The 25,510-nt window shown below is 33.1% G+C and carries 22 protein-coding genes; 17 read left to right on the top strand and 5 right to left on the bottom strand.

Annotation, left to right across the window (positions count from 1 at the left end; all coding sequences use genetic code 11):
• Positions 1-143: 143 nt before the first annotated feature.
• The gene (locus ACFPTQ_RS02835; protein ID WP_379773610.1) at positions 144-2,927 is read left to right on the top strand and encodes an outer membrane beta-barrel protein; all 2,784 of its coding nucleotides are present in this window, start codon (positions 144-146) and stop codon (positions 2,925-2,927) included.
• A gap of 10 nt (positions 2,928-2,937) precedes the next feature.
• Positions 2,938-3,699, top strand: a complete 762-nt coding sequence (locus ACFPTQ_RS02830; protein ID WP_379773607.1) for a GLPGLI family protein — start codon at positions 2,938-2,940, stop codon at positions 3,697-3,699.
• A gap of 76 nt (positions 3,700-3,775) precedes the next feature.
• On the opposite strand, the gene ACFPTQ_RS02825 is transcribed toward ACFPTQ_RS02830, so the two are convergent.
• A complete protein-coding gene (locus ACFPTQ_RS02825; protein ID WP_379773605.1) occupies positions 3,776-4,825 on the bottom strand; it encodes a 2Fe-2S iron-sulfur cluster-binding protein in 1,050 nt (349 codons plus the stop codon).
• 363 nt (positions 4,826-5,188) lie between these two features.
• Between ACFPTQ_RS02825 and ACFPTQ_RS02820 the strand changes: the two genes are divergently transcribed.
• The 15 genes from ACFPTQ_RS02820 to ACFPTQ_RS02750 all read left to right on the top strand — a co-directional run bounded on the left by ACFPTQ_RS02820 (position 5,189) and on the right by ACFPTQ_RS02750 (position 20,938).
• On the top strand, positions 5,189-7,807 hold the full coding sequence (locus tag ACFPTQ_RS02820; protein ID WP_379773602.1) for a tetratricopeptide repeat protein: 2,619 nt from the start codon (positions 5,189-5,191) through the stop codon (positions 7,805-7,807).
• A gap of 2 nt (positions 7,808-7,809) precedes the next feature.
• On the top strand, positions 7,810-8,178 hold the full coding sequence (locus ACFPTQ_RS02815; protein WP_379775539.1) for a bactofilin family protein: 369 nt from the start codon (positions 7,810-7,812) through the stop codon (positions 8,176-8,178).
• Positions 8,179-8,409, top strand: coding sequence for an AtpZ/AtpI family protein (locus ACFPTQ_RS02810; protein ID WP_379773599.1), 231 nt, complete (start codon positions 8,179-8,181; stop codon positions 8,407-8,409).
• A 539-nt stretch (positions 8,410-8,948) separates the two neighbouring features.
• Entirely contained in the window at positions 8,949-10,103 is a 1,155-nt protein-coding gene (gene atpB / locus ACFPTQ_RS02805; protein WP_379773597.1) for a F0F1 ATP synthase subunit A, read from the top strand.
• Positions 10,104-10,154: 51 nt separating this feature from the next.
• Positions 10,155-10,352 (top strand): ATP synthase F0 subunit C, encoded by a 198-nt coding sequence (gene atpE / locus ACFPTQ_RS02800; RefSeq protein WP_008465835.1) that lies wholly within the window; start codon positions 10,155-10,157, stop codon positions 10,350-10,352.
• Between the two features lie 89 nt (positions 10,353-10,441).
• Positions 10,442-10,942, top strand: coding sequence for a F0F1 ATP synthase subunit B (locus ACFPTQ_RS02795; protein ID WP_379773594.1), 501 nt, complete (start codon positions 10,442-10,444; stop codon positions 10,940-10,942).
• Between the two features lie 4 nt (positions 10,943-10,946).
• Positions 10,947-11,480 carry an ATP synthase F1 subunit delta gene (atpH, locus tag ACFPTQ_RS02790; RefSeq protein ID WP_379773592.1) on the top strand — a complete coding sequence of 178 codons (534 nt, stop codon included), beginning with the start codon at positions 10,947-10,949 and terminating at the stop codon, positions 11,478-11,480.
• 37 nt (positions 11,481-11,517) lie between these two features.
• Complete coding sequence (gene atpA, locus ACFPTQ_RS02785; protein ID WP_278034495.1) at positions 11,518-13,095, top strand: F0F1 ATP synthase subunit alpha; 1,578 nt, start codon at positions 11,518-11,520, stop codon at positions 13,093-13,095.
• A gap of 77 nt (positions 13,096-13,172) precedes the next feature.
• On the top strand, positions 13,173-14,033 hold the full coding sequence (gene atpG, locus ACFPTQ_RS02780; RefSeq protein WP_278034496.1) for an ATP synthase F1 subunit gamma: 861 nt from the start codon (positions 13,173-13,175) through the stop codon (positions 14,031-14,033).
• Between the two features lie 162 nt (positions 14,034-14,195).
• A complete protein-coding gene (locus tag ACFPTQ_RS02775; RefSeq protein WP_278034497.1) occupies positions 14,196-15,671 on the top strand; it encodes a lipopolysaccharide biosynthesis protein in 1,476 nt (491 codons plus the stop codon).
• A 31-nt stretch (positions 15,672-15,702) separates the two neighbouring features.
• A complete protein-coding gene (gene dut, locus ACFPTQ_RS02770) occupies positions 15,703-16,137 on the top strand; it encodes a dUTP diphosphatase (RefSeq protein WP_379773588.1) in 435 nt (144 codons plus the stop codon).
• Between the two features lie 203 nt (positions 16,138-16,340).
• Positions 16,341-17,351: a sugar nucleotidyltransferase gene (locus ACFPTQ_RS02765; RefSeq protein WP_379773585.1), complete on the top strand. Its 1,011-nt coding sequence runs from the start codon at positions 16,341-16,343 to the stop codon at positions 17,349-17,351.
• A 103-nt stretch (positions 17,352-17,454) separates the two neighbouring features.
• Complete coding sequence (locus ACFPTQ_RS02760) at positions 17,455-18,804, top strand: tetratricopeptide repeat protein (RefSeq protein WP_379773582.1); 1,350 nt, start codon at positions 17,455-17,457, stop codon at positions 18,802-18,804.
• Position 18,805: 1 nt separating this feature from the next.
• The gene (locus tag ACFPTQ_RS02755) at positions 18,806-19,582 is read left to right on the top strand and encodes a DUF4292 domain-containing protein (RefSeq protein ID WP_379773579.1); all 777 of its coding nucleotides are present in this window, start codon (positions 18,806-18,808) and stop codon (positions 19,580-19,582) included.
• Positions 19,583-19,606: 24 nt separating this feature from the next.
• Entirely contained in the window at positions 19,607-20,938 is a 1,332-nt protein-coding gene (locus tag ACFPTQ_RS02750) for a murein hydrolase activator EnvC family protein (protein ID WP_379773577.1), read from the top strand.
• Between the two features lie 77 nt (positions 20,939-21,015).
• Here ACFPTQ_RS02750 and ACFPTQ_RS02745 read toward each other — a convergent pair whose 3' ends face one another.
• From ACFPTQ_RS02745 to ACFPTQ_RS02730, 4 genes are all read right to left on the bottom strand, one after another.
• Entirely contained in the window at positions 21,016-21,948 is a 933-nt protein-coding gene (locus tag ACFPTQ_RS02745) for a transglutaminase family protein (RefSeq protein WP_379773575.1), read from the bottom strand.
• A gap of 4 nt (positions 21,949-21,952) precedes the next feature.
• Positions 21,953-22,906, bottom strand: a complete 954-nt coding sequence (locus tag ACFPTQ_RS02740; RefSeq protein ID WP_379773574.1) for an alpha-E domain-containing protein — start codon at positions 22,904-22,906, stop codon at positions 21,953-21,955.
• 31 nt (positions 22,907-22,937) lie between these two features.
• On the bottom strand, positions 22,938-24,374 hold the full coding sequence (locus tag ACFPTQ_RS02735; protein ID WP_379773573.1) for a circularly permuted type 2 ATP-grasp protein: 1,437 nt from the start codon (positions 24,372-24,374) through the stop codon (positions 22,938-22,940).
• A 277-nt stretch (positions 24,375-24,651) separates the two neighbouring features.
• On the bottom strand, positions 24,652-25,509 hold the full coding sequence (locus ACFPTQ_RS02730; protein ID WP_379773569.1) for a polysaccharide deacetylase family protein: 858 nt from the start codon (positions 25,507-25,509) through the stop codon (positions 24,652-24,654).
• Position 25,510 lies beyond the last annotated feature (1 nt).

The raw sequence follows: 25,510 nt of genomic DNA, 5'->3' as shown, positions 1-25,510 counted from the left end.
TATTTTTAACAATCCCCTTTGTTTTTTGTAAGTATATAATGCTAATTTTACCTTTTTAATATATCTGTTTTACACTATTTTTTAACTGGTATTAGTCTGTTTTGAGAATTGAGCAGTGTTACTACTTTAAAGCAAAAATATTTATGAAAAAAAACTTAGGTTTTGTTACAACAATTTTATTTTTAATATCATGTTCGGCTTTTTCTCAAAAAGTAAGTGTTTCTGGTTTAATAACGGATAGTAAAGATAAATCAGCTGTTTATAATTCGGTTGTAGCATTATTAACACCTACCGATTCCATTTTGTATCAATTTACACGTTCAGACAAACAGGGTAAATTTAATTTCAAAGAGGTAAAATCTGGAAATTATATTTTGATGACTTCTCATAATCAATACGCTGATTATGTAGATGCCATTATTACCAATGGAAAGGATTTAAAGTTAGATAATATTGTTTTAAAAAGTAAAATCGAAGTATTAAGAGAGGTTGTAGTTAAATCGGGTTCCATTAGAATAAAAGGTGATACGACAAGTTATAGAGCCAGTGATTTTGCAGTGAGTGAGAACGCTAATGTTGAAGAACTATTAAAAAAATTACCCGGAATTCAAGTTGATAAAAATGGGGCTATAAAAGCAATGGGTCAAACCGTTCAAAAAGTATTGGTGGACGGAGAAGAATTTTTTGGTGATGATCCTGGTATGGCTGTCAAAAATTTGAGGGCTGATGCGGTAAAAGAGGTACAAGTTTTTGATAAAAAAAGCGAGCAAGCCGAATTTACAGGGATTGATGATGGTAAAACTCAAAAAACAATTAATCTGAAATTAAAAGAAGATAAAAAGAATGGATATTTTGGAAAAATTGACGGCGCTAATCAGCCTTTTACTGATGCCGACTCCAGGTACAACACGAATTTAATGTTCAGTACTTTTAAAGGGAAAAGAAAACTTTCTGCCTTTTTATTAAATGGAAACACGGGCCAAGATGGTTTGGGATGGGAAGATAGTGAGAAATTTGGAGCTCGTGATAACAGTTGGAGTATGAACATGGATGATGATGGAAATGTAAGTTACGAATGGGCTGGTGGCAATAATGATGATGAACCCTATATAAATACACAAAACGGATTTACTAAAAACACAAATGCAGGTTTACAATACACGAACAAATGGAACGATAAGCAAAACCTAAATGTTTCGCCAAAATTCAATAAACAAATTTATACAAACAATAATAGTAGTATTTCGCAAACTCAAATAGGAGATACGCAATTAAATCAAGAAAGAGCTACTGTAACAAACGTGAACAGAAGCAACTTTAAATTGAGTGCAATTTATGATGTAAAATTAGATTCGGTAAATTCCATAAAATTCTCTGCTAAAACTAATTTTTATGATACGGATAGTGATGAATTTACACAGGGTAGTACCACAGGTGATGGCGGTATATTGAAAAATAAACAACAAAGGATGTCTTCAACAAATTCGGATAAGACATCACTTTCAGCAAGTATGTTATTCAAACACAAATTTGCCAAACCGCGACGTACTTTTACCTTAAATAGTAGTTGGAGTATGTTGAATACAAACTCTAATAATTTTTTAAAGTCATCTAACGAAAGTTATATAGATGGAAATTTTGATTCTAAAATTGATGTTGATCAGAATAAAATTGGTGATAGATCCAATCAAAATTTATCTGTTGGCTTGAGTTATTCTGAACCTTTATCAAAAGAACTTTCTTTACAATTTGCTTATCAGTTAAATTATGATAGGGGTAAAAACAATTATTATACTTACGATTATTCAGGTGCATCAGGTAAATATGATCAATTAGTAAGTGCATTGTCTAATGAATTTGAACAGGACATAATTACACACAGACCCAATTTAAAACTGAATTATAACACAAAAAAAATCAATTACAGTATAGGAAGTGGTTTTGGTTTTACCTCTTTTGATTTATTAGATAAAACAATGGAAAAGGAGTACAAGCGAAGCTATACTAATTTTTTTCCAGCGGCAACGTTCACTTACAGATATAAAAACAACAGTAATTTACGATTTGATTATCAAGGTTACACCAGACAACCTTCACTGGATCAATTGCAGCCTTTAAGAAACAATCAAGACTTTTTTAATCAAACTTTGGGTAATCCTGATTTAAAACAATCTTTCACAAATAATATAAACATAGGTCAGAGTAGTTATGATATGCTATCCGAAACTCAAATCTATCAAGGGCTTTCATTTAATACAACAACAAACGCTATTATTTATAGCAGTGTAATAGATACTCAAACGGCAAAAACCACTTCAAAACCAATTAATACCAATGGAAATTTTTCTGGAAATTATTATATGGGTTATGGATTTAAAATTAAGAAAATAGATTTGAGAGCTGATTTTAGTCCTTCTTTTGGATTTAATAAGTCAATTCTAAGTATTAATAACAAAATGGGTAAAGCAGAGAATTTAAATGCGGGATTTTCAGTTTATTTAAATAAGTCAAAACAAAAACAATACGAAATTAGTTTAAGTAATCAATTTACCTACAATCGAAATAGCACCACTCAAAATACGGAAATCAAATCGTTCAATACAAACACCCTGGATTTAGTTGTAGGTGTATATTTTGCAGAAAAATGGAAGTTATCTACTGATTACAGCTTAAATACTAGACAAAAAACGGTTGATTTTCAAGATAATTTAGTCAATCAATTGTGGAATGCAAGATTGCAGCGCACTTTTAAAAATGATGAATTTACAGCCTATCTATTTGTTCGAGATATTTTAAATCAAAACATAGGCATTCAAAGATATGCATATAACAATACCATCTCACAAGAACAAAACGATCGATTAAAACGATATGTGATGGTAGGCTTTACCTGGAATTTTAAAAATGGGAGTGGAACTAAAAAATAAGTTTAAATTGATGAAGACACTATATTATATAATTACAGCGCTATTATTTACAACAACTACTTTTGCTCAGCAATTTGTAGAAAAGGCGGTTATTGAATTTGAAGTGAGTACCAATCTAAAAAAAACGATGACTAATGATAGTTGGGACGAGATGATGAAAGAGAATCTTTCTGATTTAAAAATATCCTATTTCGACTATACTTTTGCGAATAATAAAAGTGTTTTCAAATTCAACAGATGGAGCCCAAAAACCAGAATTCCAAAATATTACAAAGAAGTAGATGAAGAAAACAGTTGGTATTTTGACTTCAATACAGGAACAATGAACATGCAAAAACAAATTGTAGGAACAAATTTTGTCATTGCCGATAGTATTCCCAAAATTGAATGGAAAATCACTAATGAAAACCGAGAAATAGCGGGTTATAATTGCCGAAAAGCGGTAGGTAAAATTATGAATGATGTTTATGTTTTTGCCTTTTACACCGATGATATCACCATTTCAGGCGGTCCTTGTTCTATAAGTGGTTTGCCGGGTATGATTTTAGGACTTACCATTCCTAGATTGTATACTTCGTATATTGCTACAAAGGTTGATGTTAGTTATAGTAATGCAGCAGAAATAACACCTGTTACTGCCAAAAAAACCTATGATTTTACAGGTCTAAAGTCATTGATTGAAGAAAAAACAAAAGACTGGTTTAGTTACGGTGATGACAAAGAAGAAAACGAACGTCAAAAAAATATGTTTATTTGGAATGCTTTCCTGTAGTATGTACTAATAAAAATTTCCAAATTCCAACGGTATAAATTTGGAATTTGGAAATTTAAATATTGGAATTTAATATTTACAAATCATCAAAATCTACATAAATTGTATCTGATGTTGGGTGTGCCTGACAGCTTAGGATTAAACCTTCGGCAATTTCTTTATCGGTAAGGATGGAGTTTTTCTTCATTTCGGCACTTCCTTCCGTTACGCGGCAAAGACAGCTGCTGCAAATTCCGCCTTGGCAAGAATACGGAGCATCAATACCTTGTTTTAAGGCTGCCTCCAGAATCGTTTCTTTTTGAGACATTTCAAACGAAGTTTCTTCGTCATCCACCATAATGGTAATTTTTGAATGTCCTGATAAATCTTGGATTTCGTTTTCAAAAGCCGAAGCCGTGAACAATTCAAACTTGATAGCCGAGTCTTTTACGTTTTTCTCTTTTAAAACATTAGAAACCGTATCAATCATTGCTTCCGGTCCGCACAAATAGAATTTTTCGAATTCTAAAGCTGCATGTTTATTATTTAAAACATAATTCACTACCGATTTGTCTATGCGACCAAACAAAGCATCTTCTGCTCGTGTCTGACTATAAACATAATGCACAAATAAGCGGTTTACATATTGCAAATGCAAGTCGTGTAATTCTTGGTGAAAAATGGTTTCTTCCGGAGATTTGTTCCCGTAAACCAATACAAATGAACTTTTTGGCTCACTTTTTAAAACCGATTTGATAATCGACATTACGGGAGTAATTCCACTACCAGAAACAAAAGCTACGTAATTTTTTTGACGATTAACTTCTGGTTCAAATGTAAATTTTCCTTCTGGTTTTCCTACTTCAAGAACATCTCCAGCTTTTAATTTGTTATTAGCAAACTGAGAAAACAAACCCTCTTTTACCGCTTTCACAGCAATGCGCAATTCGCCACTTTCAGGAGAGGAACAAATAGAATAGGCACGACGAATCTCATTACCATTAAGGGTTAATTTAAGATTCACATATTGTCCTGCAATGAATTTATAATTTTCTTTTAATTCTTCAGGTACATTAAAAAGGATAGAAACGGCATTGGCAGTTTCTCTTTTTACCTCTTTTATAAGGAGTTTCAAAAAATTTGGCATGTGATATAATTTTTGACAAAAATAAAAAACCATAAATAAATTAAGTCACTCTGAATAAGGAATATTTTGAAGAATATTCAAATTTTGTTTTATAAAACTATTTATTTGAAATTTTACTCTAAAAAAGTAGCTGTTTTACTAATTTCAAAGTTTACTAATGATTTGAAAACAGTGTTTTCTCAGATAATTTATGGTGATAATCCTTAAGCTTAGATGATCGTCGTTACTACGTATTGATTTAACACAAAATCATAGCAAGCTTTTTCTTTCTTTAAATTTCTATATTTCAAAAAGAAACGTATTTTTACCAGTCATTACACTAAAAAAACTTTTTGAAAGTTTAATGATAAAAAACGTCAATCATTGAAAACCAATAGATTTAAATATTCCATTCCTTTAGGATGTTTGTGCATATTAGTAGCCTGCTCTACAAGGAAGGATACTTTTTTGGCTAGAAATTCACATGCACTAAGTACACAGTATAACATTTTATATAATGGACAAATTGCATTGGATAAGGGAATCAAGGCAATCGATGCAAGTAACCAAGATAATTTTTGGGAACTTTTGCCAGTTGAGCCAATGAACATTGATGAAGATCTAGTGGTGGCAGATACTTCTAAAAATGCCGATTTTGCAAAAGCAGAGGAAAAAGCAACTAAGGCTATTCAAAAGCATTCCATGTATATTAAAGGAAGGGAGCGTAACTCGCAAATCGATGAAGCTTATATATTATTAGGTAAAGCACGTTATTACGACAAACGTTTTATTCCCGCATTAGATGCTTTTAATTATGTTTTGTATAAATATCCTAATAGTAGCCGTATAGATGAGGCTAAAATTTGGCGTGAAAAAACCAATATGCGTTTGGGAAATGATGTTTTAGCTATTAAAAACATTTCTAAAATGCTCAACGAAACCCATCCCAAAAAACAAATTATGGCTGATGCCAATGCACTAATGGCTGCCTCTTTTTTGAATTTAGAGGAAAAAGACAGTGCTATTGTTCGTTTAAAAAAAGCAGTCAATTTTAGCACCCGAAACAATGAAAAAGCCAGATACCGTTTTATTATAGGACAATTGTACCAAGAGAAAGGAGATAATGATCAAGCAAGAGCTTATTATGAAGCCGTAATTAAGATGAACCGAAAATCGGATAGGAAATACATGATGCATTCTCAAGCCCGGTTAGCTCAGCTATTCGATTATCAAAATGGGGACAAATTGGCCTTTGATGAAAAATACCATAAATTGTTGGAAAACAGAGAAAATCGTCCGTATTTGGATATTTTAAATCATCAAATGGCGATTTTTTATGATAAAACAGGAAAGGAAGATAAGGCTATTGAATACTATACTACCTCTTTGAGGAAATCCCAATCGGATAATTATTTAACAGCTTCCAATTATAGAAATATTGGAAATATTCATTTCAGAAATGCTCGTTATTTACAAGCGGCTACATATTACGATAGTACTTTGGTAAAATTAAATTCTAAGACCAGAGAATTTATTCATATTGAAAAGAGACGTAAAAATTTGGATGAAGTTATTTTCTACGAAGCAATAGCACTTAGGAATGATAGTATCCTTAGAGTAGTAGCATTACCAGAAGCAGAAAAAATAACGTACTACGAAGAGCAAATCCAAAAGTTTAAAAAAGAAGATGAGGCTAAAAAAAAGCTAGAAGAAAAAGAAGCTGAAAAGCAAAAAAACATCGAAAGAAATAACAAAGCGGCAGTAAACGACGGCCCTGTATCTGCTAATAACCCAGTAGCGGCACTTCCATTTGCACCGCCTTCAATGGCAAATCTTCCATCAGAAAACAGTTTTTATTTTTACAATCCCAATACAGTTTCTTTTGGAAAAGTAGCATTTAAGAAAAATTGGGGCAAACGTACTTTAGGAGGCTATTGGAGACTCTCTTCGACATCGAGTCTTGCTAATCAGCAACAAAATGATTCTACAGCGGTAGTTTCAGAAGAAGCAACAGCCGGAAATCCAAACCCAGTAGAGGAAGTAAATCCAAGATATACTCCAGATTTTTATATAGGGCAATTACCTACAGCAACAACTGCTATTGATAGTATTGCTAAGGAACGTATTGATGCTTATTACCAATTAGGAGTTATTTACAAAGAGAAGTTCAAAGAAAATGAATTAGCAGCCAAAAAACTCGAGCAATTATTGAGCTATCAACCCGAAGAAAAATTGGTCCTTCCTATTATGTACCATTTGTATAAAATTTATCAAACTTTAGATAGTGAAAAAGCCGAAACTTATAGAACTAAGATTATTACACAGTATCCTGACTCAAGATATGCTCAAATACTCAATAATGCTAATGTTGTAATCGATGAAGGGAGTCCAGAAGTGGTTTATAAAAAAATCTACCAGCAATACCTTAACGAAGAATTTGATGTGGTGATGGCAAAAATTGACGGATTAATTAATCAATTTTCAGGTGAAGAAATTGTCTCTAAATTAGAATTGTTAAAAGCCAATACGATTGGAAAACAAAATGGATTAGCAGCATACAAAGCAGCCTTGGAAAATGTAGCCAGCAATTATCCTAATACCGAAGAGGGTAAAAGTGCCACGAGTATCTTAGCAGAACAAATTCCGTTGTTAGAAAATAAAAATTTTGAAAATACAGCATCCAAAAATTGGAAAATTTTATATCCTGTAGCAATAACAGCACTAAATGATAAAAAAGCGATTGAGGAGAAAATAGCTAAATTTATTCAGCTTGAAAACACTTCAAAAATGAATGTAAGCTATCAAAATTATGATGCTACTAGTGGATTTGTAATCGTTCAAGGTATTAGTTCACAGGACTATGCTAATTATGTTGCCTCAATGCTTAAGGAAAATCCAACTTATAAAATGGAAACTGCAGCAATTGTAATATCAAACGAAAATTACAATCTTGTGCAAATGAAGAAAAATCTAAATTTATATTTAGAATTTAAAAAGCAATAATGATGTTTAATAAAAAAGAAAAACCGTATACTGACATTTTAGGAAAAACCAATCGAATAGTGGAAGGTACGGTAATAAAAGGTGATATCGTTTCTATGGCTGATTTTAGATTGGATGGAGAATTAATAGGTAATTTTCAATCTACAGGTAAATTGGTCATTGGGCCTTCGGGCAGTGTTACAGGTGATATAAGTTGCAACAATATTGATATTGAAGGAATATTTAAAGGAAAAATTCAAGTGACGGAATTGTTAAATGTAAAATCTAAGGCGAGTATTCATGGTGAGGCCATTGTAGGCAAATTAGCAGTTGAACCTGGTGCCGATTTTAGCGCAACTTGTATCATGAAAAACAATCAAATAATAGAATAGATGGATAAAAAGCCTAACAATAAAAGAACAAGTAAATGGTTAGCCTTGATAAACATTCCAATTCAAATGGGAGTGATCATTTTTTTGTTTTCTTATTTAGGTGATTGGTTAGATGAGAATCATCCGCATCCTAAATTCTATTACAATAAAGTGTTTGTTTTAGTAGGTGTTTTTGTAGCGCTGTACAATGTGATACGTCAAGTTAATGAAATTAATAAGGATAAAGAATAGTTAAAAATTGCTTTTTTAAAACAGCAAAGATGTTTGTGAAAAATTATAAAACCTATTTATTATTAGTGTTTTTAGTGCTTATAGGTTATGGGTTACACCAATTGAGTTTTTATCTATTCAATATAAATCAAGAGCTGTTTTATTATAGTTTGGAAAAACTTTATGCTATCTTTTTTGGGCTCACATTTGTCGTTATTACGATATTATTAATCATTGAGAAGCGTAATTTTGATCAGGTAGGAATGTCTTTTTTGTTGGTAACAACTTTCAAAATGGGTATTTATTATTTACTATTGAAACCTATTCTGGAGATTAGGCATCATGACATAACAATTGAGAAGCGAAATTTTTTTGTTATGTTTATCCTATTTTTAACAATTGAAACAATTGTAACTATAAGAATACTAAGCAAAAAGGCTTAAAAAACAGGGTTTAGCAAGGGATTATAAAAAATATGTTTTCATATCCTTTCGGATATTAATAAAAAATGTACCTTTGCGCCAAATTTTAGAAACGTAAATATAACATATTCTGTAATTATGGTGATTATAAAGAGACCACTTAGATTGATTTTAGTAGCATTTTTAGCGTGTCTTCCGTTGATTAGTTTTGCAAATGAAGAAGTTAATTCGGTTCAAACTCATGAAGCAACCACTCATGAAGCTGTAGCTGAAGGACACAATAAAGAAGGTCATGCAGAGCCAACTGATCCAAAAGAAAAAATCAATGCCTTTATTGATCATCACTTACAAGATTCTCACGATTTTGTTTTCTTTTCAGATGAAAAAGAGAATATACATTATGGTTTTTCATTACCAGTAATATTGTTAGATGGAGGACTTAAAATCTTTTCTTCGTCAAAATTACATCACGGAGAAGAAGTTGCAGAAGTTGATGGTAGTTATTATAAATTAGTTCACGGTAAAATATACAAAACAGATGCATCAGGAACAATTAGTTTAGATGAACATGGGCATCCTAAAAACGAGAAACCATTAGATTTTTCAATAACTAAAAATGTGGTTTCAATGTTATTTGTTTCTGTAGTATTATTATTAATGTTCGTTGGCTTAGCTAAGTCATATAAAAAAGGTCCGATTCCAACTGGATTTGGAAGAGTTTTAGAACCACTAATTCTTTTTATCAGAGATGAAATTGCTATACCAAATATTGGAGAGAAAAAATATAGAAAATTCATGGGTTATTTATTGACAGTGTTTTTCTTTGTTTGGTTATTGAATTTATTAGGAATGACTCCTCTGGGAATAAATGTTACTGGAAATATTGCTATCACAATTTGTTTGGCGGCATTTACTTTTATTATTACGCAATTTAGTGCTAACAAAGATTATTGGGGACATATTTTCTGGATGCCAGGAGTGCCAGTTCCTATGAAAATTATTTTGGCTCCAATCGAGTTATTAGGAACATTGACAAAACCTTTTGCATTGTTAATTCGTCTTTATGCTAATATTACTGCAGGTCACGTTGTAATTATGAGTTTGATTGCAATGATTTTTGTGGGTAAAAATTTAGCTGCTGATTTACCAATCTCTTTAGGATTAACATTATTTATTTCAGTAATTGAAGTTTTAGTTGCTTTTTTACAAGCCTTTATTTTTACAATGCTTTCATCGTTATTTATTGGAATGGCTGTTCAAGACCATCACCATGATGAGCACGAAGCACATTAATAAAAAGTCTTATTTAATTTAGAAGTTTAATTTTATATATATATATACTTTATGGGAACAATTCCAACTTTAGTAGGTGCAGGTTTAGTAGTAATCGGTGCAGGTTTAGGATTAGGTAAAATCGGTGGATCTGCAATGGATGCTATCGCTCGTCAACCAGAAGCTGCAGGTAAAATTCAAACTGCGATGATTATTATCGCGGCTTTATTAGAAGGTTTAGCATTTGCTGCTTTAATCTTAGGAAAATAATAAAGAAGACAATGACAACATCTTTAACGGTTGGTTAGAGATGTTGTTATATTTTTAAAGAAATTAAATTTAATAAAAAGTTATATATAATGGAGAAGTTAGTTAACGATTTTTCTTTTGGTTTGTTCTTTTGGCAAGCATTTATCTTGTTGGTATTAATTTTATTAATGGTAAAATTTGCTTGGAAACCTATTGTTCAATCTATTACAGATAGAGAAGAAGGAATCAAAAATGCATTGGAATCAGCTGAAAACGCAAGAAAGGAAATGCAAGATCTTCAAGCTGATAATCAAAGAATTTTAAACGAAGCTAGAGCAGAGCGTGATGCTATGTTGAAAGAAGCTCGTGAGATGAAAGAGAAAATGGTTGCTGACGCTAAAACAGAAGCTCAAGCTCAAGGTCAAAAAATGATTGATCAGGCTAAAGCTGCTATTGAAAGCGAGAAAAATGCGGCTATGGCTGAATTAAAATCTCAAGTTTCTACATTATCATTGAGTATCGCAGAAAAATTATTGAAAGACGAATTATCTAATACTGAAGCTCAAACTAAATTAGTTGAGAAAATGTTAGGTGACGTAAAGCTAAACTAATATTATGGCAGGTACAAGAGCAGCAATTCGTTATGCAAAAGCAATCCTTGATATGGCAGACTCTATTGGAGTAGCTAGTGAGGTGAATAACGATATGATTTTAATCGCTTCAACAATTAAAAGTAACGCTGAGTTAAATACTTTTATTCAGAGTCCAACTATTAGTGTTGAGGTTAAAGAAAAAGCATTGTTAGAGGTTTTTGCTTCTATTAATGGAGTAACTAAAGGATTGTTTCATTTATTATTTGAAAATAGAAGATTCGAAATCCTTGAAGCTATTGCAGTAGCTTATTCAAGTCAATTTGATGCAGCTAATGGTGTTGAAGTAGCCAAAGTAACAACAGCTATTCCAATGGATGCAGCTTTAGAAGCTAAAGTATTGGCTAAAATTGCATCTTTGTCAGATAAAAAAGTGACAATCAAAAATATAGTAGATCCTGCTATCATTGGAGGATTTATTTTAACTATAGGTGATAAGCAATACAATGCATCTATCGCTAACCGATTACAAGTATTAAGAAAAGAATTAAGTAACTAGTTTTATTGCACACTAAGTGTCTAAATTATAAATTAAGATGGCGGAAATCAAACCAGCTGAAATTTCAGCAATATTAAGAAAGCAAGTAGAAGGTTTTGAATCTGGCGCTACGCTAGAGGAAGTAGGAACGGTACTTCAAGTTGGAGATGGTATTGCTCGTATTTACGGGCTTTCAAATGTACAATACGGAGAGTTAGTAGAATTTGAAAATGGTCTTGAGGCTATTGTATTGAACTTAGAAGAAGATAATGTAGGTGTGGTACTTTTAGGACCATCTACTGGAATCAAAGAAGGTTCTACTGCAAAAAGAACACAACGTATCGCTTCTCTTAAAGTAGGAGAGCAAATGGTAGGACGTGTAGTAAACACTTTAGGTCAACCAATTGATGGTAAAGGACCAATCGGTGGAGAATTATACGAAATGCCATTGGAAAGAAAAGCTCCTGGAGTAGTTTTCCGTCAACCAGTTACTGAGCCATTACAAACTGGAGTAAAAGCAGTAGATGCAATGATCCCAGTTGGACGTGGACAACGTGAGTTGGTTATTGGTGACCGTCAAACAGGTAAATCAACTGTTTGTATCGACACTATCTTAAATCAAAAAGAATTTTATGATGCTGGTAAACCAGTATTTTGTATCTATGTTGCTATTGGACAAAAAGCTTCAACGGTAGCAGGAATTGCAAAAATGTTAGAAGAAAAAGGTGCAATGGCTTATACAGTTATCGTTGCTGCAAATGCTTCTGACCCAGCTCCAATGCAAGTTTACGCTCCTTTCGCTGGTGCTGCTATTGGAGAATATTTCAGAGATTCAGGTCGTCCAGCTTTAATTGTTTATGATGATTTATCTAAACAAGCTGTTGCTTACCGTGAGGTATCTCTTTTATTAAGAAGACCACCGGGACGTGAGGCATATCCTGGAGACGTTTTCTACTTACACTCTCGTTTATTAGAGCGTGCTTGTAAAGTAATCGCTGATGACGGAATTGCTAAAAACATGAACGACTTACCAGAGTCTATCAAAGGAATCGTTAAAGGTGGTGGTTCATTAACTGCTTTACCAATTATCGAAACTCAGGCTGGTGACGTTTCTGCATATATCCCAACAAACGTAATCTCTATTACTGATGGACAAATCTTCCTTGATGGTGACTTGTTCAACTCTGGGGTTCGTCCTGCAATCAACGTAGGTATCTCTGTATCTCGTGTTGGAGGTAACGCTCAAATAAAATCAATGAAAAAAGTATCAGGTACTTTAAAATTAGACCAAGCTCAATTCCGTGAATTAGAAGCTTTCGCTAAGTTTGGTTCTGACCTTGATGCTGTTACATTGAACGTAATTGAAAAAGGAAAAAGAAACGTTGAAATCTTGAAACAAGGTTTGAACGATCCTTATACTGTAGAAGACCAAGTAGCTATTATCTATGCTGGATCTAAAAACTTATTGAGAAATGTTCCTGTTGCTAAAGTAAAAGAATTCGAGAAAGATTTCTTAGAATTCATGAACGCTAAGCACAGACCAACTCTTGATGCTTTAAAAGCAGGTAAACTTGATGATACAATTACTGATGTTATCGAATCAGTAGCGAAAGAAGTTTCTGCAAAATATAACTAATATAAGTATTAAGTATTGAGTACAAAGTATCAAGATGGTCTTTGTACTTAATACTAAAGTCTTAATACAAAAGAAAAATGGCAAATTTAAAGGAAATCCGTAATAGAATTACTTCCGTTTCATCTACGATGCAAATCACATCGGCGATGAAAATGGTTTCTGCAGCTAAGCTTAAAAAAGCTCAGGATGCAATTACAGCCATGCGCCCTTATGCCGAAAAATTAACGGAATTATTACAAGGTCTTTCTGCGACTCTTGAAGGAGGAGTAGGAGAAGAATTTACTACACAACGTGAAATTAAAAAAGTGTTATTAGTAGCGATTACTTCTAACAGAGGTTTATGTGGTGCTTTTAATTCAAACGTAATTAAAGAAGTTAAAAATCGTGCTGCATTTTATGCAGGAAAACAAGTTGACGTTTTTGCTATTGGTAAAAAAGGAAATGATGTTTTAAGCAAAACTAACAATGTAATCTCAAATCAAAGTGCAATCTTTGATACTTTGACTTTTGATAACGTAGCTGCAATTGCTGATACATTAACTGAAAAATTTGTTGCAGGAGAGTATGACAGAATCGAATTGGTGTATAACCAATTTAAAAACGCGGCTACTCAAATCGTTCAAACAGAACAATTTTTACCATTGGCTCCTGTAAAATCGGATGTAAATGTTGCTGCTTCTGATTATATTTTCGAACCATCAAAAGAAGAGATTGTGTTGACTTTGATTCCTAAATCATTAAAAACACAATTGTACAAAGGAATCCGTGATTCATTTGCTTCAGAACATGGTGCGCGTATGACAGCAATGCACAAAGCAACTGATAATGCAACAGCGTTGAGAAATCAATTAAAATTAACATATAATAAAGCACGTCAGGCTGCTATTACTAACGAAATCCTTGAGATTGTTGGTGGAGCGGAAGCTTTGAATGCTTAATAGAAAAGTTCATTTTCATATATAGAAATAGCCGTGTCAATTGCACGGCTATTTTTTTTGTACCAACTGTTTATAAAAAGAACAGAATCCATTTATTCCTACGCTGATTAAACCAAAGATTTAGTTATTTTTGTTTTACGAAATGTATTAAGACAGTATACTTTGGGGTTATATAAAAAACTTTTTCAACAAACGGCTATTTACGGACTCGCAACGGTTGTCCCAAGGATGTTTAGCTTCCTGTTAGTGCCTTTATATACTGACTTGCTTCCCAAAGACGAATACGGAAAAGTAACCATCATATTCGCATGGATGATTTTCTTCAATGTGATTTTGGCTTATGGTATGGAAACCGCTTTCTTTCGTTTTTTTAATAAGGAAGAAGACAAACAATCGGTGGTGGAAACTTCAATGGTTTCTATTTTCTGGACAACTATTGTTTTTTTAGTTACAGCACTTTTATTTAGAACTACCTTAGCTGAATGGTCTGGGATTGATTCACAATACATTACTTATTCTATTTGGATTTTAGTATTGGATGCCTTAGTAATTATTCCATTTTCTAAGTTAAGAGCATTGCAAAGACCTATTATGTATGCAGTCATTAAAATTGGGAATGTCTTAGTGAATTTATTACTTAGTATTCTATTTTTGATTTATTTACCCAAATTATCAGAGCATAATCCAACAGGATTAGTGAGTTCCTTTTATATCGAAAACTTTCAGGTAGGTTATATCTTTTTGGCAAATATAATTGCCAGTTTGTTAACTTTTGTGGTACTATCACCCGATTATGTTTTCTTAAGATGGAAAATTGATTTTAGCTTATGGCGAAAAATGATGGTATATGGTTTGCCAATTCTGTTTGCAGGAATAGCCTTTGCCGTTAACGAACAATTTGATAAAATTTTATTGTCTAAATTACTACCGAAAGCTATCGCTGATGACGAAGTAGGCGTGTATTCGGCTTGTTATAAGTTGGGCTTGTTTATGGTGTTGTACCGTACGGCTTATACACTTGGAATTGAACCTTTCTTTTTTAGTCACGCTTCCGAAAAAAATGCGCCACAAACTTATGCCATGGTAACCAAATATTTTGTGATATTCGGTTCTTTTATCATGTTAAGCGTAATTGTTTTTGCCGATTTATTTAAAATGATCATGATTCGTGACGAATCCTATTGGGTAGCGATGAAAGTAGTACCATTGATTATTTTGGCTAATTTCTGTTTGGGAATTTACACCAATCTTTCGGTTTGGTATAAGTTGATTGATAAAACCTATGTTGGGGCTTATATTTCAATTGTTGGAGCGATCATCACTTTAGTTTTAAATTTTCTATTAATTCCAAAGATGAGTTATATGGGTTCGGCAGTGGCTACGTTAGCAGCTTATGGTAGCATGATGCTTATTTCGTATTATTTAGGGAATAAATATTATCCTATTCCGTATGATTTCAAAAAAATAGGCGCTTATTTAGGTACCTCTGTTTTATTTTCGGTGATTTCATTTTATGGTTTCAGAGAAAATTATTTTGTTGGAATCACTTTATTACTTTTGTTTCTCTATTTTATTTACCACAATGAGAAAGCTACTTTGATGGGTATTATTAAAACAAAAAGCAATCCGCGAGTATAAGCGGTTTTTTGCCTTTATAACCATATTTACAATGAAAATAAAAATCATCAATAAATCACAACACGCCTTGCCTAATTATGAAACCATAGCTTCGGCAGGCATGGATTTAAGAGCTAATTTAACCGAATCAATTATTTTGCAACCCCTAGAAAGAGCCTTAGTAAAAACCGGTCTTTTTATCGAATTGCCAATAGGTTATGAAGCACAAGTAAGACCAAGAAGCGGACTGGCTTTTAAAAACGGAATTACGGTTTTAAATAGTCCTGGTACAGTTGATGCGGATTACCGAGGAGAAATTGGTGTGATTTTAGTGAATTTATCGAATCATGTATTTGAAATTCAAAACGGCGAACGCATTGCTCAATTGATCATTGCTAAACATGAGCGTGCCGAATGGGAAGAAGTAACTGAATTGACCGAAACGTCTAGAGGAGCAGGAGGTTTTGGGAGTACTGGGGTGAAGTAAGTAATCAGTGTTCAGAATTTTAGTTTTCAGGCGCTGTTATAATACAATCTGAAATATTTTAATAACGTTTAAATAAAAACCCACGTTAATCCGTTTAATCCGTGGGTTAAATTAATAAAAAAACCTTCGTGAACTTTGCGTATCATCCTGAGCTTGTCGAGGGAATTCGCGAACTTTGCGGTTAAATAACCAACTTAAGAACAATGAAAATAATCGTCCCTATGGCGGGTAGAGGTTCCCGACTTCGCCCACATACATTAACTATTCCTAAACCACTCATTCCAGTGGCTGGGAAACCAATCGTTCATCGATTGGTAGAAGATATCGCGGCTGTTTTAAATCAGGAAATTGAAGAGGTAGCCTTTATTATTCATGAAAGCTTTGGCGAAAAAGTAGAGCAAGACTTAATTGCTATTGCCCAAAAATTAGGAGCAAAAGGAACCATTTATTATCAAAATGAAGCTTTAGGAACAGGACATGCGATTATGTGTGCCAAAGAATCTCTTTCTGGTCCAGCCGTAATTGCTTATGCAGATACCTTGATTAGAGCCGATTTTGAATTAGATCCAACAGCCGATGCTGTAATTTGGGTGAAACAAATTGAAAATCCAGAAGCTTTTGGTGTTGTCAAATTGAATGCTAATAATGAAATCATTGAATTGGTTGAAAAACCAAAAGAATTCGTTAGTGATTTGGCAGTTATTGGTATTTATTATTTTAAAGACATCGCTATCCTAAAACAAGAATTGCAAAATGTTTTAGACAACAACATCCAGAATGGGGGTGAATACCAAATTAATGATGGTATCAAAAACATGATGGCGAATGGGAAAGTTTTCAAAACGGGTGAAGTAAGTGCTTGGATGGATTGCGGTAACAAAAATGTAACTGTTGAAACCAATTCGCGAATGTTAGCTTTCCTTGCAGAAGACAAAGAAAGTTTGGTTTCTTCTAAAGTGAAAATGGAAAACTCTACCATCATAGAACCGTGTTTTATTGGGGATGATGTAGTTTTAATCAACGCTACCGTAGGGCCTAACGTTTCTTTAGGTAACGGTTGCCATGTTATAGACAGTAGTATCAAAAATAGTTTGGTTCAAACACATGCGCATATTAAAAATGCCAATTTAGACAACGCAATGATTGGAAATCACGCTAGTTTTGATGGCAATTTTACAAGTATTAGTATTGGAGATTATTCGGTTTTAGAATAATTTTTAATAGCAGATAAACGTTTTACCATTAAGGAGTTAAATTTTATGTTTTAATTTCTTAATGGTAAAATTATTTAAGTACTTTGAAGTCTAATAGGTAAAAATGAAAAAAGGAATTTTTTTTGGGATAATGGTTGTTTTGCTTTGCAATCCAGATTTGTCTTGGTCTCAAACCGAGCCTGATGCCATTAAACTAGAAGAAAATAAATTTCAGGAATATTTTTATGAAGCCTTAAAGCAAAAAGCCATCGAGAATTACGATAAAGCCATCGTAGCACTTGAACGCTGTTTGAAATTAGATGCTAATAATGCTACCATTTATCATGAATTAGGTAAAAATTATTTCGCTCAAAAAGACTATAAAAACGCCTATGCTTCTTTTGAAAAAGCAAATGCCATTGATCCTAAAAACAAATGGTTTTTAATAGGAATGTATGATGTGGATTATGCTACCAAAAATTATGCAGATGCTGTAAAAGTAATCGAAAAGCTAATTCCCTTTGATGCAAAGTTCAAAGAAGATCTAACTTCTTTATACATGAATACGGGCGAATTTGATAAAGCCTTGTTGCTTATCAATGAATTAAACGAAACCGTTGGTAAATCAGAAAGAAGGGAAAATTACAAACTTCAAATTCTTTCCCAAGGCAAACACCAAGATACAGAAATTACAAACCTAGTTGAGCAAATTAATAAATATCCAAAGCTTGAAGAAAATTATATTGCGCTGATTTATCTGTATTCTAAGAAAGACAATTTAGAAAAAGTGCTGGAAACTGCCCGAAAATTGGAAAAAGAAATCCCAAATTCGGAGTGGGCACAAGTGAGTTTATTCAAAAATTATTTAGTGGCTAACGAAAGTGATAAGGCTGTAAAAGCCATGAATATTGTTTTAGGCAGCACTAAAATTGACAGTAAAATAAAGCATCGTATTTTTAATGAGTTTTTAATTTATGTGAATACCCATCCTGAATTGACTCCCGATTTAGACAAAGCAATTGCCTATTTTGAGGAAGACAGCAGTGTGAATGTAGGTAAAGAAATAGGCAAATATTACCACACTAAAAAGCAATGGGATAAGGCCGAAAAATATTATCAAATAGGACTTTCAAAAACAGCAACACCCGATATAGAATCCAGTTTGTTACTCTTAGAAGTCTACACGCAATTAGAAAACTATGATAAAATGGCTAAGGTTGCGGGCGATATGGTAGAGTTGTATCCAGTGCAACCACAATTTTATTATTATGCCGGATTAGCTAATAATCAACTAAAGCAATATAAAAAAGCAAAAGAAATGCTTGAAACAGGCATGGATTATGTAGTAGAGGATATTACATTGGAAATTAATTATAATATTCAGTTAGGAGAAGCCTACAACGGTTTGGGGGATAACTATAAAAAAGCAGTATATTTTTCAAAAGCCGAAGCATTATTAAAAAAACAAAAGTAAAATGAAAAAAGTCTTAGCATTTGCAATAATTAGTATCATGGTTTCATGTAAGCCCAAAGCCATCGTGGCGGCTACAAACGTTGCAGAACCAGTTGATTATATGAAGTCAAGCAAAATAATCAATAATCATTACAACAATAAAATTGATTTTTTGACCTTATATATTAAAGCTAACGCACGTTATACTGATGATAAACAAGCTCAAAATATAAATGCTGAAATCCGAATTAAAAAAGACCAACAAATTTTAGTTAGTATTCGTTTTCTAGGAATTACAATGGCTAAAGCTTCCATAACACCTACTTCGGTTAGTTATTACGAAAAAATAAAAGGCACTTATTTTGAAGGCGATTTTACTACATTGAGTCAGTGGTTAGGAACAGATTTAGATTATTCTAAAATCCAAAATATGTTAGTGGGTGAAGCTTTAGACGATTTGAATAAAGGAAAATACACCGAAATTTTAGTGGATAATTTGTACCGTTTGGATGATGCTAAAAGCGAGAACACTAAGAAAACCTATTATTTTAATGTCACTGATTTTACCATCAATAAACAAGAAGTTTCTCAGCCAACACAAAATAGAAATATTCAAATTTCATATCCCGAAAGAGTGGCATATAAAGAAGCTAATTTACCAGCCAGTATAGCCATTAAAACACTACAACCTAAAGGCAATTCAGAAATTAATTTGAATTATAATTCGGTTTCATTTAATGAAGAACTTTCTTTTCCATATAGTGTGCCAGATGGTTACAAAAGAATAATAATTAAGTAAATTTGCAAAAAGAAAATTTTTAAGATGCCAAAATATTTCCTTAGCCTGTTATTTGTATGCTTGACTTCTGTGATGTGGAGCCAAACGCAGCAAGAAAAGTTAGAACAACGTAAAGCGCAAATTCAAAAAGAAATTCGAGAGAACGAAAAGATGTTGAAAAACGTTAAATCGAAGGAAAAATCGGCGATGAATGTTTATTTGATTCAAAAAAACAAAATCAAGCTGAAAGAGAATTTGATTAATACAACCGAAAAGCAAAAACGACTTTTGGCAGATGATATGTATCGAAATCAGCTTCAAATAAATAAGTTGAATAGAGAGTTGAATGCGCTTAAAGAGGATTATGCTAAAAAAATTGTCAATTCGTATAAAAGTCGCTCAGAACAAAGTAGAGCAATGTTTATTCTTTCTTCTGAGAATTTTTTGCAAGCCTATAAAAGAGCACAATATTTAAAACAATATACCAGTTTTAGAAAATCACAAGGAGAGGAAATTTATGCTAAATCAACAGAATTAGTGAAGTATAATGAAAAATTAAAACTTCAAAAAATTGAGAAGCAAAAATTAATTGCCGAAAATGAAAAGGAAAGACAATCGCTTTTGAAAGAAAAACAAGAGCAAGAAAAATTAGTGAACCAAATCAAGAAAGACAAAAACCGAATTGTTTCTGAAATTCGAAAAAAACAAAGAGAATCTAAAACGATTGATGCTCAAATTAATCGTTTAATACGTGAAGCTATCGCCGAAGCCAATAGAAAAGCAGCTGCCGAACGTGCTAAAGCTGCGGCCTTAGCTGCTGCCGAAAAATCAAAAGCATCGACTACTAAGGGTTCGTCTAAAGAAAAGAGTTCTGCAAAAGAAGAGAAAGAAGTAAGAGAAACAGTTTCTCGAGGACCTGTGTCTTCTTCAAGAATCGAAATGACTCCAGAAGATAAATTAGTTGCAGATAATTTTAGAGCTAACCGTGGAAAATTGCCTTGGCCAGTAGAAAAAGGATTTATTTCCTTAGGCTATGGTGATCAACCGCATCCGATTTACAATACTTTGGTTGTACATAACAGTGGAGTGGAAATCACTACTAATGATGGAGCTAATGCTCGTGCCGTTTTTGGTGGAGAAGTAGCCAGTGTCATGGTATTATCTCCAGTAAACAAAGCGGTAATGATTCAACATGGAGATTATTTTACGATTTATCAAAACCTAAGTTCTGTTAATGTAAGTAAAGGAGATAAGGTAAGTACGAAACAAAGTTTGGGTAGAATCCGTACTAGTGGAGATACCGGTAAAACCGTTATCAAGTTTTTATTGTTGCAAAATACAACCTATATGAATCCACAGGGTTGGTTAGCCAATTAAAAAAATCATTTATAAAATAGAAAAGCGAATCTGTTGATTCGCTTTTTTTATATTTTGATTTGAAATTTTCGAAAAAATTACTGCTGTTGTTGTTCGGCATGTGCTAATTGTAGGTCGTATTCAACAGAATTTTTTTCTAATTCTACATCATTAATACCTTCAAAGTGACGGCCATCTTCGTAGCCAATGGAAACACATACAGAGAGTGTTTGTTTAGAAAATCCTTTAAATGTCCCTTTTACAGGAGTACAATCTTTAAAATTCATCCCAACAGATAGTTTGACATGGTTATCCATAGTCCAAATATTGTTAGTAGGATCAATACCTAGCCAACCCTGTTTTGGGGTATAAATTTCTACCCAAGCATGGGTTGCTCCTTCGCCTCGAAGTCCGCTTTCGTTTGGACAAATATATCCGCTTACATATCTTGAAGGGATACCAGCGGTTCTTAATAGTTGCAAAAGAACATGAGCAAAATCTTGGCATACGCCTTTTCGATGACCTAAAATTTCATCTACTGTTGTTTCAATATTTGTGATGCCTTTGGTATACGTAAAATGATTGAAAATATATTGGCTACAGTCAAATGCAATAGCAATAATGGATTTGTTTTCGTAATTTATTTCCTTTAATATGGCATTTATCTCCTCTTGTTTTTTGATGGTTTCCGGAGTACAAAGACGTAACAAATAAATATCGTTATGCAAATTCAAATCACAAACCTTAGTGTCGTCAAGTTCAGGAATTTTGAGCGAATGATTCACTCGCACTAGCATTCGGGATTCTATAGTCATTTCGGTGTGTGCCTCCAGGATATTAAAATTCCCCACTTTGTTACCATGATAATCATTAGTAAAAGATACATTTGGGTCATTAGAAATTAAAAGGGAGTATTGAAGAACGTCTTGATTTTCAAAATTGTGTGGAAATAAGCGTAACTCATTAATACTTTCTTTAATGGGTAAATTGTAGGTGTATTTGGTAATATGAATTATGTTGAAAAAAGCCATTTTTTTAGGTATATGAGAAAAATAATTTAGAGAAATCCATCGAAAAATCATTCAATTGTTCCTTTGTGTTTTTGAGTACATGTACTAATTGTAAGTTGGTTAGATGATGATAGTCGGTGTACTCCACATAACTTTTTAGTCGACCAAATTGATTACGCATCGTTCTTGCTTCGATTAAATGGTTATTCTTAAAGATACAATCCAAATAGGTTTCAATTAAATTCAATGTAAATATCACCGAATGGGCAAAATCTGGATTGAAAATAACATGTTGGATCACCTTTCTATTGTGGGGTATGTTACTATAACTTTTTAGATACAATTCGTAGCCCGATAATGACAACAATAATTTTCTCCAGTACAACAAATCTTCTTTGCCTTCCAGATTGTATTCGATAGGAGCATAATAGGATTGTGTCATCGAAATGGTTTGCAGGCATCTTTCGATATGTTTACCAATACTTGAAAAACACCAGCCCAAACCTCTAGGCATGGTTACATGAAAAATACCGTTGTAAAGTAAAAAATCTTTATTGAGTTTGGCTAAAATAGAAATGGCTTCCGGAGTTTCTAATCGGCTAGGCAAATCGGCGGCATTGATATAATGATACATCGAGTTGATGTGTTCCCACAGTTCTTTAGTAATTTTATCCTGAGAACCTCTTGCATTTTCTCTCGCTTTAGTGATTAAATTTCGAACCGAATTAATGTTTTTGTTATCGCAAATGATATATTTCAACACAAAATTAGTGTCGTGTTGGTATTCGGCGATGTATTCAGGAGATAAATCGGTATAGTATTTTAATAGCGGTTTGTATCCTTGATAATCATTCGTCTCTTGGTCAAAAGACATAATGTAAAGCGTATTGAGGGTAAGTAACATCCCATCGGTTCTTTCCATGTATCGGTTAAGCCAAAACATTCCGTCGGCTACACGACTGAGCATATTTACTTCCATAGTGATTATTTTAAAGTATTAAAAAAACAAGTTATTTCATAATCCAAGTATCCTTACTTCCGCCTCCTTGCGAAGAGTTTACCACTAATGAGCCTTCGGTAAGCGCCACACGTGTTAATCCCCCAGGAACTATTTTTACTCCATTAGGACCACATAAAGCATAAGGTCGTAAATCAACATGACGCAATTTTAATTCGCCATCAATGTAACAAGGAACGGTACTTAATTGAATGATAGGTTGAGCGATAAAATTTCTCGGATTTTTGAGAATTGCTTTTTTAGCATTTTCGAGTTCTTCATCCGAGGCTTTGTTTCCCATTACCATTCCGTAACCACCACTTTGATTCGTCTCTTTGATTACCATATTACCCATATCGGCAAAAACCAGTTCTCGTTCCTCAGGATTTTCCATTTGGTAAGTAGGAACATTTTTCAAAATGGGTTCTTCGTTAAGATAATATTTAATCATTTGTGGTACATAAGCATATATGGCTTTGTCATCGGCAACACCATTTCCTACTGCATTTACTAAGGCGACATTTCCCATTTTGTATGCACTTATTAATCCTGGAACACCTAAGGCGCTATCAGGTTTAAACACCAGTGGATCTAGATATTCATCGTCTAAACGGCGGTAAATAACATCAACTTGTTGCAATCCCGAAGTGGTTTTCATATACACTTTATGATTGTTTACCACTAGGTCGCGACCTTCCACAAGCGGAATTCCCATTTGTCTAGCCAGAAAGGTATGTTCGTAATAAGCCGAATTGTATACCCCTGGAGTCAGCAAAACTACATTGGGGTTTGAAATGCTTCTTGGCGAAAGCGAAACTAAAATATTATGGAAAATCATCGGATAATTGGCTACCATGCTCACATTATTTGCCTGAAACATTTCTGGGAAAATACGTTTGGTAATCTCTCTATTTTCCAGCATATAACTTACCCCACTAGGACATCTTAAATTGTCTTCTAGAACATAAAATTCGCCTTTTTCACCTCTTATTAAATCGATTCCAGCAATATGAACATGAATATCATGCGGCACTTTGATACCGTGTACCTCAGGAATATAATGCGGACAAGAAGCAATTAATGAAGCAGGCATGATTCCTTCCTTTATAATTAGTTGTTCGTTGTAAATGTCCTCTAAGAATAAATTCAAGGCTTTTAAGCGTTGTGCAATTCCAGTTTCAACTTCGATCCATTCGTTTTTGGTAATAATCCTAGGAATAATGTCAAAAGGAAAAATTCTTTCGATTCCTTGGTTATCATCACTATAGACTGTGAAGGTGATACCTTGGTTCATAAAAATATCCGAAGCCTGTTTCTGTTTTACATTAAGTTTGTCAATAGTTAGACTTTCTAATGTTTGCAATACTTGTTTGTAAGCATCTCTTACGCCCTCTTTAGAAAACATTTCGTCCCATCCTTTTGGGCTTAATTTAGGTGTTAAATTTACCATCTGCAATTATTGAAAAATTAATAAAAGCTAAATTTTATTAAAAATATTTTAGTCTTTAGGCTAATTTAATAATTTTTAAGATAAGTAATTTAAAATAGGTTATGAATAATGTAATTTATATAACATTCTTTTTTTGTCAATATGTTTTTTGATAAATAGTGTTTTTAAAACATTTTTTTTTAAAATTTCTCAATCAAAAATTGACGCAGAATACCTTTACTAGTCTATTTGGGTGAAAAATAAACTAGTAAAAATTAGAAGTAGGGATTATTGTTTTTTATTTGGAGTTGGTAAAAGTAGCTTCCATCGCTTTCATCATTTTATCAGTAGACCAATTCCCAGACACAATCATTCGTCTAACGGTATACAAGGGATTGATAGAATCTCTTTTGGTCGCTAAGATAAAAGCCATTTTATAATTGCTTTTCTTAAGTTCAGGAATTGCAGCGGTGTTCCATAATCCAAAAGGGTAGGCAAAATAATCGATTGGTTTTCCAATGATGGTTTCCAGTCTTTTTTTAGGTTTGTCCAATTGTGTATTCCAATCTTCGCCAGTATATTTGGTTACCATGTGGTGGTCCCAAGTATGAGCGGCAATGCAATTTCCATCGTCAGAAAGTGTTTTGATTTCGCTTTCCCTTAGATAATTAGGGCGATTAATAGCAACAGTCATGATAAAGAAAACACCTTTGAAATTGTATTTTTTCATTTCGGCTGCACCAATGCTGTATTGTTCTCCACGAGTATCATCAAAAGTAATCATCACTGGTTTTGAAGGTAATGCTTTGTTGTACACCAAATAATCATATAATTCGTGGGGTAAAATACTGTGGTAACCCGCATCAGAAAGGGCTTTCATTTGTTCGGCAAAAGCAGCTGGTTTTACGGTGTAGGTTTTGGTCATTTCCCCAGCAGAAGCCGAAAAATCTTTGATATTATGATAGCATAAAATAGGAACTTCTTTGCGTGCTAAAATTGCGGCTGCATTATTGGCAACTGATTTCGGTTGTACTTTTGGAACAGCAATAGTATCAGGAGTAGCACTGACTTCTTTTTCAATTGGTTTGTTCTTTTTTTCCTGACAGGAGAACATTAAAAAAAGACTGAAAATGCCAGGTAATATCCATTTTTTCATT

The organism is Flavobacterium sp. GCM10022190, assembly GCF_042656445.1.
Taxonomy (GTDB): Bacteria; Bacteroidota; Bacteroidia; order Flavobacteriales; family Flavobacteriaceae; genus Flavobacterium; species Flavobacterium nitratireducens.
This window is presented reverse-complemented; position numbering and strand designations above follow the sequence as displayed.

Coding starts and splice junctions, on each gene's coding strand:
- ACFPTQ_RS02835 (WP_379773610.1), top strand. CDS start 144: ATGAAAAAAAACTTAGGTTTTGTTACAACAATTTTATTTTTAATATCA.
- ACFPTQ_RS02830 (WP_379773607.1), top strand. CDS start 2,938: ATGAAGACACTATATTATATAATTACAGCGCTATTATTTACAACAACT.
- ACFPTQ_RS02825 (WP_379773605.1), bottom strand. CDS start 4,825: ATGCCAAATTTTTTGAAACTCCTTATAAAAGAGGTAAAAAGAGAAACT.
- ACFPTQ_RS02815 (WP_379775539.1), top strand. CDS start 7,810: ATGTTTAATAAAAAAGAAAAACCGTATACTGACATTTTAGGAAAAACC.
- ACFPTQ_RS02810 (WP_379773599.1), top strand. CDS start 8,179: ATGGATAAAAAGCCTAACAATAAAAGAACAAGTAAATGGTTAGCCTTG.
- atpB (WP_379773597.1), top strand. CDS start 8,949: ATGGTGATTATAAAGAGACCACTTAGATTGATTTTAGTAGCATTTTTA.
- atpE (WP_008465835.1), top strand. CDS start 10,155: ATGGGAACAATTCCAACTTTAGTAGGTGCAGGTTTAGTAGTAATCGGT.
- ACFPTQ_RS02795 (WP_379773594.1), top strand. CDS start 10,442: ATGGAGAAGTTAGTTAACGATTTTTCTTTTGGTTTGTTCTTTTGGCAA.
- atpH (WP_379773592.1), top strand. CDS start 10,947: ATGGCAGGTACAAGAGCAGCAATTCGTTATGCAAAAGCAATCCTTGAT.
- atpA (WP_278034495.1), top strand. CDS start 11,518: ATGGCGGAAATCAAACCAGCTGAAATTTCAGCAATATTAAGAAAGCAA.
- atpG (WP_278034496.1), top strand. CDS start 13,173: ATGGCAAATTTAAAGGAAATCCGTAATAGAATTACTTCCGTTTCATCT.
- dut (WP_379773588.1), top strand. CDS start 15,703: ATGAAAATAAAAATCATCAATAAATCACAACACGCCTTGCCTAATTAT.
- ACFPTQ_RS02765 (WP_379773585.1), top strand. CDS start 16,341: ATGAAAATAATCGTCCCTATGGCGGGTAGAGGTTCCCGACTTCGCCCA.
- ACFPTQ_RS02760 (WP_379773582.1), top strand. CDS start 17,455: ATGAAAAAAGGAATTTTTTTTGGGATAATGGTTGTTTTGCTTTGCAAT.
- ACFPTQ_RS02755 (WP_379773579.1), top strand. CDS start 18,806: ATGAAAAAAGTCTTAGCATTTGCAATAATTAGTATCATGGTTTCATGT.
- ACFPTQ_RS02750 (WP_379773577.1), top strand. CDS start 19,607: ATGCCAAAATATTTCCTTAGCCTGTTATTTGTATGCTTGACTTCTGTG.
- ACFPTQ_RS02745 (WP_379773575.1), bottom strand. CDS start 21,948: ATGGCTTTTTTCAACATAATTCATATTACCAAATACACCTACAATTTA.
- ACFPTQ_RS02740 (WP_379773574.1), bottom strand. CDS start 22,906: ATGGAAGTAAATATGCTCAGTCGTGTAGCCGACGGAATGTTTTGGCTT.
- ACFPTQ_RS02735 (WP_379773573.1), bottom strand. CDS start 24,374: ATGGTAAATTTAACACCTAAATTAAGCCCAAAAGGATGGGACGAAATG.
- ACFPTQ_RS02730 (WP_379773569.1), bottom strand. CDS start 25,509: ATGAAAAAATGGATATTACCTGGCATTTTCAGTCTTTTTTTAATGTTC.